General features: G+C 65.2%; 7 protein-coding genes and 3 pseudogenes. 3 read left to right on the forward strand and 7 right to left on the reverse strand.

Annotated features, from left to right (window positions below; all coding sequences use genetic code 11):
• Nucleotides 1-366: 366 nt before the first annotated feature.
• Entirely contained in the window at nucleotides 367-2,334 is a 1,968-nt protein-coding gene (gene dcm, locus IF47_RS0123225; RefSeq protein WP_031510924.1) for a DNA (cytosine-5-)-methyltransferase, read from the forward strand.
• Nucleotides 2,335-2,415: 81 nt separating this feature from the next.
• On the opposite strand, the gene IF47_RS28145 is transcribed toward dcm, so the two are convergent.
• Nucleotides 2,416-2,694: a very short patch repair endonuclease gene (locus tag IF47_RS28145; protein WP_245641208.1), complete on the reverse strand. Its 279-nt coding sequence runs from the start codon at nucleotides 2,692-2,694 to the stop codon at nucleotides 2,416-2,418.
• A gap of 131 nt (nucleotides 2,695-2,825) precedes the next feature.
• Between IF47_RS28145 and IF47_RS0123235 the strand changes: the two genes are divergently transcribed.
• A complete protein-coding gene (locus IF47_RS0123235) occupies nucleotides 2,826-3,014 on the forward strand; it encodes an AbrB/MazE/SpoVT family DNA-binding domain-containing protein (RefSeq protein ID WP_031510925.1) in 189 nt (62 codons plus the stop codon).
• A gap of 31 nt (nucleotides 3,015-3,045) precedes the next feature.
• On the opposite strand, the gene IF47_RS0123240 is transcribed toward IF47_RS0123235, so the two are convergent.
• The 4 genes from IF47_RS0123240 to IF47_RS0123255 are packed head-to-tail and all read right to left on the reverse strand — an operon-like array spanning nucleotide 3,046 to nucleotide 10,375.
• Complete coding sequence (locus tag IF47_RS0123240) at nucleotides 3,046-5,064, reverse strand: AIPR family protein (protein ID WP_031510926.1); 2,019 nt, start codon at nucleotides 5,062-5,064, stop codon at nucleotides 3,046-3,048.
• Entirely contained in the window at nucleotides 5,057-6,064 is a 1,008-nt protein-coding gene (locus IF47_RS0123245) for a PD-(D/E)XK motif protein (protein WP_031510927.1), read from the reverse strand. Before IF47_RS0123245 ends, IF47_RS0123240 begins: the two co-directional genes overlap by 8 nt.
• Nucleotides 6,061-8,850, reverse strand: a complete 2,790-nt coding sequence (locus IF47_RS0123250; protein ID WP_031510928.1) for a Z1 domain-containing protein — start codon at nucleotides 8,848-8,850, stop codon at nucleotides 6,061-6,063. The genes IF47_RS0123245 and IF47_RS0123250 overlap by 4 nt, the downstream gene beginning before the upstream one ends.
• A 49-nt stretch (nucleotides 8,851-8,899) precedes the next feature.
• Nucleotides 8,900-10,375, reverse strand: a complete 1,476-nt coding sequence (locus tag IF47_RS0123255; RefSeq protein WP_031510929.1) for an ATP-binding protein — start codon at nucleotides 10,373-10,375, stop codon at nucleotides 8,900-8,902.
• A 296-nt stretch (nucleotides 10,376-10,671) separates the two neighbouring features.
• On the opposite strand from IF47_RS0123255, the pseudogene IF47_RS28150 reads away from it, so the two are divergent.
• A pseudogene (locus IF47_RS28150) lies at nucleotides 10,672-11,241 on the forward strand (HD domain-containing protein).
• On the opposite strand, the pseudogene IF47_RS28155 reads toward IF47_RS28150, so the two are convergent.
• Together IF47_RS28155 and IF47_RS31680 are read right to left on the reverse strand one after the other, a co-directional pair.
• Nucleotides 11,223-11,689: pseudogene (locus IF47_RS28155) on the reverse strand (NUDIX hydrolase). The pseudogenes IF47_RS28150 and IF47_RS28155 overlap by 19 nt on opposite strands.
• A pseudogene (locus tag IF47_RS31680) lies at nucleotides 11,676-11,917 on the reverse strand (XRE family transcriptional regulator); the annotation flags it as partial. The pseudogenes IF47_RS31680 and IF47_RS28155, both read right to left, overlap by 14 nt.
• Nucleotides 11,918-11,920 lie beyond the last annotated feature (3 nt).

Genomic DNA, 11,920 nt, shown 5'->3' on the forward strand with positions numbered 1-11,920 from the left:
CACCGCACGTTCACGAAGCTCGGCAGGGTAGGGGGACGGACGTGCCATGACTCGATCCTCTCAGGGAATCGAGCCTCCATCAGACCCGGAGCGGTTCACGTTGACCAGCTTGTCCGATCAAACGGGGCCCCGAGGGCGACGCTGTCACCGCTGTCCTCTAAGATTGCCTCCGGTAACGCACCGGAACGTCGGTTCGAAACCAAGATCCGGGGGCCGTGCGGACTCGCACGGGTACCCGACAGAGCGCAGCACCGGCCTTGCGGGATTTCCCGAGGTCAGCGTGGTGGAATCCTTGCCTCCACCAGCGCGTCTGTGATCTCCTGGTGCTCGTCGTACTCGGTACTTGCTGGTGTGGAGGTGCGTGCTGTGCAGGAGTCGCACTACGGCGTACCCCTGGAGCGGAGCGACTATCTGAAGCTCCCACGGCACAGGCACAGCTGCAGGCCCGAGCGGTTCGCAAAGTGGCTCGAAGGGTACGGCAAGGGGCGCCGCTTGGCCGTGGACCTCTTTTCCGGGGCAGGCGGTCTGAGCCTTGGGCTTCAGCGAGCTGGCTGGACCACGGCAGCCGCTGTCGACTTCGACGAACGTGCCCTTGAGACCCATGCGGCCAACTTCCCTGGCATGAGCCTACACATGGACCTGGGGAACCCTGCCGAGCGTGACAGGCTTGAGGAGCTGCTGGAGCCGGCGAAGGGCAAGATCGATCTGGTGGCGGGGGGTCCGCCGTGCCAGCCGTTCAGCAGGGCTGGGCGGAGCAAGATTCGCCACCTTGTCGAGCATCACGGCCGCGACCCTCACGACCTCCGCAAAGAGCTGTGGAGTGCGTACCTCGACGTTGTGAAGAGGATCAAGCCGCGCGCCGTCCTCATGGAGAACGTTCCGGACATGGGCCTCGGTGACGACTTCTTCGTGATCCGTGTGATCGAGCAGCAACTTGAGGAGCTCGGCTACGCAACCCAGGTACGCCTCGTCGATGCCTGGCGCTATGGAGTACCTCAGCACCGGAAGCGGCTCATCCTGCTGGCCAGGAACGACATTGAGAAGTTCGAGTGGCAGCAGGAGGTCGCCGAAGATAAGCGCACCACCCTGCGTCACGCCATTGGTGACCTCCCTCCCCTCACCGTGGTACCCACGGAGCGCGTGGGCGAGCGCAAGATGCCGTACGACACTCCCTCCGAGGATCAGTCCGACTTTGCCAGGGAGATGCGCAAGCGAGCGAAGCGCGAGGTCGTCTTCGACCACATGACCCGGAGGGTCAGACCGGACGACTGGGTGATCTTCAACAGCATGGACTCCAACACCCTGTACTCGGACATCGACCCGGAGCTCCAGCGGTACAGCGCCAAGCACTTCACCGACAAGTACAAGAAGCTCGACTGGGACGACCTCAGCAGGTCAATCACCGCCCACATCGCCAAGGACGGCTACTGGTATATCCATCCGGACCAGAACCGCACCCTGACCGTTCGGGAGGCGGCACGAGTGCAGACCTTCCCGGACCGGTTCAGGTTCGCTGGGACGCGTAGTGACGCCTTCCGGCAGATCGGCAACGCGGTGCCGCCGCTCCTCGGCAAGGCCGCCGCGGAAGTGCTGTTGCCTGTCGAGGGGTACCAGGCTGAGGAAGGTGGGCTCCAGCCCCGCTGGCGCATGGCCCGCGAGCACCTGACCGCTTGGGCGGAACGGCAGCGCAACGGCGAGAACTGGCACCAGCTGCCCAAGCTGTCGTCAGCGCACGCGGCGGTCGTTGCGGTGTTGGCCGGGACCCGGGTGCAGCCTGGTCAGATGCACGAGATGCTCAAGGCTATCCAGGAGAATACGACTCTGACCAAGTCCGCTCTGCGAACTCTCCTTGATGCAGCTCCCACTGCCGCCGTTCGGGCACGCCTCAACCGGCTGACCGCAGTGGCGGGCAAGTCAAGCGTCTGGGCCGAGGACGAGGAGAAGCAGAAGGAGGTGCCCAAGCGCCTAGGTATGAAGCCAGCCGAGAGTGCGCTCTATCGGCTGCTGATTGATGATGACCTTCTGTGGGTGGGACAGAGCGCGCTGCGTGTCGCTGCCCGGCTGCACAACAGTGACTCGGACCATACGAACCGACTCAGCGACGGTCGGGTGCACCTAGTGAAGCTCGTCGGCGCAGGCGAAAAGGCTCCCCTGCGCATGGCTGCGCTGCGACTGATCGGGAGCACTCTGTGTAATGCCAAGGATCCTCTCTGTGATCAATGTCCCCTGAGTCAGTACTGCGCGGGCAGGGACAGTGTTGCGAGCGACCTGGTCACGGACGCTCTGAGTGGGACGCACGGTCGGGAACCTGTCCCTGCCCAGTCACGCGGATAGGATCCGAACACCGCTCGGCAACCTTGAGCGCTGCCTCCGCGGGACTGGTCTTGACCTCGCACTCCCAGATCCGGAGCACGGTCATCCGACGGCCTCTGCTGCCTCCGTGTTGCGTCTGTCCTTGGCCTTGTTGGTCTCGATCTTGTCTGTCAAAATCCCGGCGTTCGGTTCCCGGAACACCTTTGCGCCGTGCGTTGGACAGCCGTGCCAGAAGTAACCGTCGACGAAGACAGCCATGTGGTGCCTGGGAAGCACAAAGTCGGCCGTGTACTCGGATGCCACCCTCTGTTGAAGGCGGAACCTGAGGCCCAGCCGGTGCACCGCCTTCCTGAGGGCGACCTTGGGCTTGGTGTCGCTCACCCGTCTGTCACGAAGGTGCTTCCCTTCCGCAGTGGCAACCTACTGTTGACCTGGCGTCCTGCCGCCTTCGGCCGTGATCACCGTTCAAGCCTTTCTGCGTCCGCCGAGATGGGGAGTGTCACACTCTCCTCGTGTTCCAAGACCCTGCAGAACTCGACGTAGACGAGGCAGGCCGTGTGAGGCTCCCGCTCGGACTCCTCATCGAAGCAGGCATCAACCCGGGTATCAAGCTGCTCGTGTTCAGCGGCGGGGACGGGCGCATCGTACTGAGGCGCGCAGAAGACGCGATCAACGATCTGTTGGGCGAGGGAACTCTGTAGCGGCAGCCCAGCTGTTCCGGGATTGCTGGGCTCACGTCATCTCTTGGTCGAGGCTCGTAGGCACAGGGTGGAATCCTTGCCGCAGAGCTTCTTCGTAGACCTCCATTGCCTGCCTGGCCTGGGCCCCGACGACCCGGCGCCCCTGGGCCAGACGCTGCGCGACGCGGTCGGCGAGCTGCCTGTCGACGGAGCGCAGGACGCGGCTCTCGCGGGCCCAGTCCGCGAGAGCCCGCCACTCCTCACTGGGAATGTCCTCGACAGCAGCTTCGGCCTCGTCGGACTCGGCGCTTTCCAGAGAGGCGATCTCGAAGGGCTCGGCCGTGAGCTCGGCGGCCAGCGCATCAGGGAGCGTCCACGGGACGCGGGACACCTCGTCCCAGCAGTCAGGCTTCTTCGCCCACTCCGACACGTGTCGGTCGCCGGAGACCACCGTCTTTATGATCAAGGGACAGAGTTCGTTGAGGGCGTTCCTCAGTGCATCTGTGATGCCCTGCTCGTTCCAGATTCTGTCGAGGTCGATCCGCTTCTCGGCGGCGAGAGAAAGCCGGGCGACCGTGTAGGTCGTGATCAGCCGTTTGTGGCTGCCGGCCGAGTGTGCACGGGCGATCCGGTCGGCAGCCTGGAACAGGAGGGCGGTGGCTATGGCGCGCTTGCAGTACTGCACGTCCACGACCGGATCGGACTTCTCGATCCTCTCCATGAAGTGCGCGAAGTTCTTCTGCGCGCCACGACTTACCCAGTACGGGAGCTGCTCCCAGGAGTGTATGAAGGTGGCCAGGTCAGACTTGCTGAACCTCTGCCGACTCGGCGTGATCAGCTTGAACTTGCGCTGAGCGGCGCGGGTCTCGTACTCGGCGGACTTGTCGGTGTACTGGCCCCGTGCCCTCTCGTAGAACCATCGCGTCTCCTGGCCGCTGCCGTCGGTTGCAGGAGCCCACAGGCTGCGGGAGACACGCTCAAAGGCGACGTGGAACTCGTGGTTCGAGCTGAAGTCGACCAATGTCACCTTGTTCTGGGTGTTGGAGTACTGGGAGATCTTCGGGACGATCTCGGACAGGTGCGCGGGATCGACGATCGTGAGTTTCATCTGCACATGGACCCCGTCCAAGTCCCGCTTGTCACGAGTCAGGACGTGGTGCAGTGAGGCGGTGGTCTGACCACCGTTGACGATCTGGAGACCGGTCATGCTCTTGATGGCGACGGGACTGCCGGCCTCGTCGGTCTCGAAGTCCACGTCCGAGGCGGTGGCGGTCACGCCGTTGTTGTAGGCGAGGAAGCGGCCCGGAGCGTTCAGCAGGGTGTCGCGGATGCCCTTGTTCACAGCGCCGCGGGTCTGGAGGAAGGACCGGACGTTGAGTTCGAGCAGCCGGGTCCGGTGCTCCTTGTACAGCTCGGCAAGTTGTCGGCCAGGAATGACGGCCAGGACGACCGAGTAGTTAGGCTCGTCGCTGTGCGCCGCCAGACAGGGAAGGGGACGGTCGAAGGTCACCTTGATGGGCTCGCCGATGCTCCCGGAGGTCTCATGCCTGTGGAGCCGCGCAAGGTCCCAGAGCTCGTGCGTGACAGGGATTCCCTCGAACTCCCTGGGCTCCGGGGCGCTTGTCGTGCTGACCCGGTTACTGAGAAGGAAGAGGCGGATCTTCGGAACGTTCGACAGCGCCTTCTCCACACCCACGCACATGTCGTGAACGTCGGTGTTGTCCTCCTGGTTGGGACGGATGGCCCCATGCTTGCCCAGGAACGCGAACACCCTGCGGAAGAGCCTGTCAGACTCGGCCTTGGTCAGCTTGCTGCTCAAGGGAGTCAGGCTGAAATCCGTGGTGTAGAGGTCGAGGCTGGACCCGTCCTCAGGCAGACCGTAACCGTAGATTTCCAGTCCCCGGGAAGAGTGGTACGCGAGTGCGGCGTCGCTGGCGACGCCGGCTTCCTCGAGGATCTCGAGTACGTGCTGGGTGAACGTGTTCGGGATCGAGCCGCCCTCGGCGTCCGCCAACGCCTGGATGTCGGTGACCAGCGCGTGTGAGTACTCCTGGAGATCGTGCTCAGCCATGGGTTCCTCGGATCAGATCGACGAGTGCTTCGGCGGTCACGCTGTGGGCGGCCAGGGCCGAAACGTCGATGGTGTAGGTGCAGTTACCTACCCCGGGCGGCAGTTCGGCCTCGACGATTCTGGGGAAGCCCTCCCCGACCGTCCAGAACTCGCTGCGACGCAGGGTGTAGCGATCGTGGTCGTAGAGGTCCCGCTGGTTCGGCAGGTAACCGGCTTGGACCAGTAGGCTCTCGAAGCGCTGGGAGACGGACGGTGAGGTCAGACGGGCCCGTATCTCGTCCACCAAGGCGTTCAGGCTCCTGCCGATCCCCCGCTGCCGGTCGTCGAGGACGACGTGAGCCAGCGCGAGGGGCGCCGAGTCGGCCGTGTCCAGCTGCCGCTCGCTCGCGATCTGGATCGTCCGGGGGGAGCGGGCTGTGGTCGCCTTCACCTCGACCGCGGCGCCGGGCAACTGGAAGTCCTGGTTCGTCTGCCGTGGACCGGTCCAGGAGCTGACGGCCGTGTGCTGGTCCACAACCGGAAGTACGTACTCGAGGAGGAAGTGGAGTTCACCGAAGAGGCCGCACCGAGCCTGCCGGGACAGGCCCTCGCGCGACACGGAGCGCAGCAGCTGCTGCCATCGGACGTAGCGGCGAACCGCGGCCTCTGCCGCCGTCTCGGTGGTCGGTGCGTCTCGCACCACGTCCGCGATGTCCGCAACGAGTGGAGTGAACACCTCCGTGAGTTCGTCGTCGGTGAGCACGACTTGGAGCTCGTAGTGGTTGCCGGACACCGACGACAGGTTCAGCTGCAGGCCACGGGTGGCCGGCAGCTCATGGATCTCCTGGCGTACGGTGTCGGCGGTCCTGGCGTCGGTGCCGAGCAGCAGCATCCGCCGGAGAGCGGGGTGCGTCACCGACACCTGGATGTCGTGAGGGGACTCGGGATGGAGCCGCCTGGTGGACCTGCCCGGGGTCTGTTGGTGGGCCTCCAACTCCTGCCACAGACTCTCGTCGATCACTCTTCGTCCTCGAAGTCGTCAAACTCCATGTCCTGCTTGAACCAGATGTCGTTGACCACGTACTCGGTCTTCAACTGGTGACGGGAGAACGGGAAGCTGATGGCGAACCCGACCAGAGGAGCGACAGGCTCGGGGTTCCCCGACGACTTGGCCACCTCGGCAGGGTCGAGGGGATACATCAGTAGCAATGGCTGGTCAGGGCGGCGCTGGTGGCGCAGAGGCCGACCGCGAGGGGTATCGGGATCGAGTGGTTCACCCTTCCTGTTGAGCTTCCCCTTTGCGGCCTCCTTCGTGGCCTTCAGCGCACGGTCGATCTGCTCCTTGGTCAGGTCGCAGAGCTCGTCGGCGGGGCTGAGTACACGCTTGATCGTGTAGCGGCCGGGAACAACCTCCGAGGACTTGGAGTGTCTGCGCGTGATGAGGCCGATGGAATGGCCCGCGATCTCGGCCGCCGCTCCCTCGGGCAGTCTGCTGGCGAGGCGGACCGTCCAGTTTCCCAGTTCGCCCTGCCTGGCGCACTGACGTACGTACTCTGCGATGAAGGCCGGACGAACCCGCTGGGCGTGCCGGTCGGTGAGGTAGGTGTCAAGGAAACCCTCGGTGACGTCCGAGGCTGCGACGCCACTCCAGGTGATGCTCCCGCTCCGCTTGTCCACCTCTCCGGAGGAGAGAGCATCGAGGCGTGCGACGAACGACTCGAGAAGCTCGTGGTTGTGGCGAACCACCTTCTCGGAGAGATCGAAGATAGTCGTCTCGGGAAGCTCACCGGAGTAGCTGAGGCGGACACGCGTGCCCTGCCTCATCTTGTTGGAGGCCGTGATGCCGAGGCCGAGCGACGAGGTCCTGACCTTGAGACCGTACTCGCGGGGGGTGAGCCCCACCGCGGACATCTCCTCGATGTCGCGCCGGAGCTCGTCGGTGGCTGCGGTGATCTCCGCATACTGGCGCTGCAGCGTACGTGTCGTGTATAGCCGGCACAGGTCCTCGTAGCGGGGGCGGTAGCCGAACCAGCGGCCCATCTGCAGCAGGGTGTCGTATGTCTTGGAGGCACGCAGGTAGTAGCTGACAGACAGCCCATCGAGGGTCAGGCCGCGGGAAAGCTTCTCGCCGCCGACGGCGATGACCGACAGACCGGTCTCCCGGCGCTCGTAGTACTGGAGGGCGTCCTTCGCCGCACCGTTGACGGCCATGACGGTGATCTTCGCGAGGGCGGCGTGGAGATGGGGTTCTACGTCTTCCCAGTCGAGCCTGTCCCCAGTCATGTTCTCGGTGCAGGGGACGAAGTCCTCCTCCCACAGATGCTGCAGCTCTTCCTCGAGTTCTTCACGGGCACTACTGAACCGGTCCTGGAGAATGTCGAAGAGCAGACGCACGTGGGCGTCGATCTGATCGCGGACCTGCTGTTGTACGGCGGTGAAGCGGGTCACGTGCACCAGCATGGAGTTGTGCACGGCGACCTGCCCGCGCGCTCGACGTGCCGCGCAGGTCAGGACAAAGGACCGGATGGCGCGCTGCAGCGACTTGGGCAGGAAGTCGGGAACCTGGTGGTAGGGCTTGTGCTTGTCCGGCACCCAGGGGTCTGTGTCCTTGATGTGCCTTATGAGTGGCAGCGGCTCGATGTCCTCCTCGTCGCCGTCGGTCTGTAGACCGAAGAGACGCTCGGGACCAAGGTAGTTGGACGGCGCACGCAGGGTGCGGATGAAACTCTCCGGGAAGAGGTCGGGGCCCAACTCGTCGTGGTCGGTGTCGGGGTTGATGTAGATGTTCGCGAAGGGAGTCGCGGTGTAGCCGACATAGGACGCCTTGGTGAAGCTGTTTACCAGCCGCCTGATGGCCTTGTTGATCGCCGACGGGTTGGTGTCGGGGTCCTTGGAGGTGTTCACTCCGGCGTTGTCGGCTTCGTCGTCGATCACGAACAGGGGGAGGTCGGGAACGACCATTCGGCCGGTCTCCGGATCCTCCACGCCGTGGTTGTCGATCACCCAGTCACGCAGGTTGTCGATGATCCGGCGGTTCTTCTTGACCACGAGGACCACCGGGACGCTACCCACCGGCACGTTTGCGGAGACTGCCGTCTTCCGGGCGAAGTCCCCCTTCTCGTGGCTAGTGGTGAGCGACGCGGCCTTCAGACGCTTGCCGTGCGACATCGCGCCGACACCGATATGACGGTGCGCGTCGTCGTCCGAGCGGAACTGGTACTGGGTGTCGAACCCGAGGAGCCCTTCGTCGATACGGAGCTGGGTCTGGCTGCGCAGATCGTTGTGGATCCCGGCGAACACCACGATGAGCCGGTAGCCGGCGTCGGCCGCCTTCGCGGCGAGCCCGATAAACTGCCCTGTCTTGCCGGACTGGACCTGCCCGATCACGAGCCCGGTCCGGCGCCAGGTGCCCTCCCGCTGAGGGTCTTCCAGCTCACCGAGAACGTCGTCGGTGCTCTGGTCGAGTCGGCGCACGACCTGTGTCGGAAGCTTGGAGACGTTCAGGAGGTAGCGCCGGTAGCGGTCCCAGAAGTCCCATTTCCGGTTGGCTTTCGCGTCGGCGAGCCAGGGCACATGGCCTTCGTCGTTCTTCATCGCGGAGGAATCAGCCTGGAACACGGAAGCCCGGGCCTCGAGCACCTTTCGCACTTGGTACCGCTCCACGGTGATTCCCTGGGCAGCGAGGACGCTGACTGCGGTGTTCACAGCGAAGTCCACATCGGCTGGCGTCGCTTGGCGGTTACCTGGCAGGAGCAGCACCGCGGTCTGCTCGGCCTTCTCAAGATTGTCTTCGGGAGCGGTGCTCACAGCGACCTCCAGCTGCCGGTCGGTTGGGAGTAGATAGCTACCAGGTTGGTCAGGAGTTCCAGAAACCTTGTTGCTCGTCGAAGGGAGGCATGGAGCTGAGCACTCCCCGGGCGTCCTCAGGGGAGTGGCCCTGCCCCAGGAGTGCCTCGTACACCTGGCGGGCGATGTCGACGGTCTCCGGAGTGGCCGGCCCCGGACCGCCGAAGGGCTCGGGGTCGTCGACCGTGTCGGTCTCGTGGAGCATGCGGAGTGCCGTGACCGGGACCGTTTCCTCAAGGAGGCGAATCATTGAGCGGACGACGTCCGGATTGCCGCCCTGGCCGTGCAGTGCTGCCTTCACCAGAGGGTGTTTTCTGTTGATGCGCAGGAGGATCCGACCGTCTTGACGCTTCACGTTCCAGGCGAACTTCAGCGGGTCACCGTGTGCCCGCGACACCACCTGACCACGCTGTCGTGCGGAACGGGCAGCCGCCTCGCGGGTGTACCTGGCGATTCTCTCCAGGTGACGACGCAAGGAGACGGGAGGAACCACGCTTGCCTTGCGCACGTCCACGCCCCAGTCGGCGTCGGCCTCCGCAGGGATGTCCACGGCGATCCGCGCGAGGTTGTACTTCTCCTCGCGCCGCAGGCCACGAATTCCCAACCAGTCCCCAGCCAGGATTAGGCGGTCACGGCGGTAGACGTAGAACCCCTGCTGTCCCAGCCATCCCCTGGGCCCGGCAGCCGACTCGTACTCGGCCTCCGAGAGACGCTGTGCTGTCGGGAGGACGAAGGGCTCCACGCGCACCGACTCCGATCCCAGTGGCAGAGGCTCCCAGGGGATCCGCTGTACCGAGGGGTGCGTGGACAGGAACGGGTCCCACGGGGAGAGATCGGAGCCGCGAACCCGGATCCGGCGCCGGGCCGGGGGCTGTAGGAAACGGGCGAAAACCATCGAGAGGTGGGCTTCGGTACGCTCCGCCTCCGCATAGAACTGGGCCTGTGTCTTTTCGTCGTCGTTAGTCACGGCGGTGTTGTGGTAGCCGGAGAGCTGTTCCCACAGGACGACTGTCCCGTGCTGCATGCTCCCCGCGATCCGACGCAGGAGGGTCGTGGTCGTGCCGCCGGGGTCACGGAGAAGCCGCCACTCCTTGTAGTGCTCCACGACACTGAGGTCCCACGTCCGGACGTGCCAGATCCCGGCCCTGACTGTGGCGACGGTGAGTTTGCGGCATTGGGAGAAGGAAGCGGACTTCAGTCCCACGCCGAAACGACCGAGATCCGTGGCGCTCCGCTCGGCGGACGGGCCACGGGCAGCCACCGTCATGGCGGTCACCAGCTCGGGCTCCGTCATCCCCTTACCGTCGTCCGTCACCGCGATCCAGGAACTCTGCCCGTCCCACGTGAAGTCGACGTCGATGTTCTTGGCCTCTGCCGAGACGCTGTTGTCCACTAGATCTGCGACGGCGGCGGGAAGCGAGTAGCCGAGCGAGCTGAGCGACGCCACCATGCCAGCAGGGTCGGGAGCGGCGACATCGAAGTCCATCTTCACGCTCCGTACCCGGTGCACCCGGTCAGTCCTGTGCGGTTGATTCGTCTGTGTGCTCCGGTGGAGCCGCATGTGGCAGGACTTCTCGGGCTTCGTGTGGTGAGCGCGCTGCTACTCGTCCCACACCAGCCGGAATCCCCCCGGTTTGGAGCATGGTACCGAAAGGGGCTTGTCGGGCGTAGGTGATCTCTGTGAAGAGCTGTCCGTCAGCTTCACAGGGCATGACACGTACGCCGTTGGGTCACGGGTGTGTACAGCGTGGCCAGGAAGCCTTTGGGGAGAGGAAGTGCGACATGGGCGATCCGACTGTGAAGTGGGCGACGCAGGTAGCGGAAGCCTAACTCAGCACCGCGCTTCCACGACGGTGGGCACATACGCAAGGGGTGGTCGAACACGGGGTCGAAGTAAGTCAGGTCCTCGGCAAGGGGGCATCCCTGCTCGTTGCTGCCGCCACTCTGCACGACGTCGGGTACGCGCCCCGGCTGGCCGTGACTGGTTTTCATCCGCTGGACGGGGCCCGGTTCCTCCGTGACGAGCACGGTGCGGACGAGCGGTTGGTGCGGTTGGTGGCGAATCACTCGTTCGCGCTGCTGGAGGCCGAGGAGCGCGGGCTGCGGGAGGCGCTGGAGGCCGAGTTCCCTTTGCTGGAGGACCAGTTGTTGGTGGACGCGCTGGTCTACTGCGACATGACGACGACGCCCGACGGTGAGCGGACCACCGCCGGGGAACGGGTGGCCGAGATTCGGGGCCGCTACGGGGATGACAGCGTGGTGGGGCGGTTCATCCGCCGGGCGGCGCCGGAGATCTTCGTCGCGGTGGGGCGGGTGGAGGGTACGTTGGCGGCTCAGCCCAGGGGAGGGTAGGTGCCGGCGAGATAGTCGCCGATCTGCCGGCGCATGCTGGGGTGGATGCCGTACCGGTCCAGGTCGGCCGGGGAGACGAAGCGGACGTCGTCGGCCTCGTCGTTGACCGTGGGTGCGCCGCCGACGGGGCGGCCGATGTAGGTGGTCTCTTACTGCTGGCGGATCTCGCCGTCGGTGTAGGCCACGATGTGGTGCGGGTTGGTGTAGACCCCGAGAAAGCCGGTGATCTCGGCGACGATGCCGGTCTCCTCCCGACACTCGCGCACCGCGCACTGCGCGGCCGTCTCGCCGATGTCCTGGGCGCCGCCGGGCAGGGCCCACTGGCCGGTGTCGCGGCGGCGCTGGAGCAGGATGGCGCCGTCCGCGTCGACGACGAGCAGGTTGCCGGCGGGGATGAGGGTGTTCGCCTGGGGGCGTTGGGGTCGTGGTAGTACTCAGTTCTGCCCACGGGCGGCCATCCCCTCCTGGTCGGGTGTCCAGGGCCGTGCGCCGGCCCAAACGGCGTCGAAGCTCTGAGCGTAGTTGTCGAACCACCCGGAGGCGTCGACTCTTCGGAGGTGGAGCAGGGGGTTGGCGCTGGCCGGCTGCCCCAGATGTGCGGGTTGATCAGCAGGTTGTCGTCGTAGTGGAACATCGACGTGTAGAGCGTGGTGTCGTGCAGTCGCACCTCGCGCCCGTG

The organism is Streptomyces megasporus (assembly GCF_000718985.1).
In the GTDB taxonomy this organism is placed as follows: Bacteria; Actinomycetota; Actinomycetes; order Streptomycetales; family Streptomycetaceae; genus Streptomyces; species Streptomyces megasporus.

Excerpts from the sequence above, each read along its gene's own strand:
- IF47_RS0123255 (WP_031510929.1), bottom strand. The coding sequence starts at position 10,375 with ATGGACTTCGATGTCGCCGCTCCCGACCCTGCTGGCATGGTGGCGTCG.
- IF47_RS0123240 (WP_031510926.1), bottom strand. The coding sequence starts at position 5,064 with ATGGCTGAGCACGATCTCCAGGAGTACTCACACGCGCTGGTCACCGAC.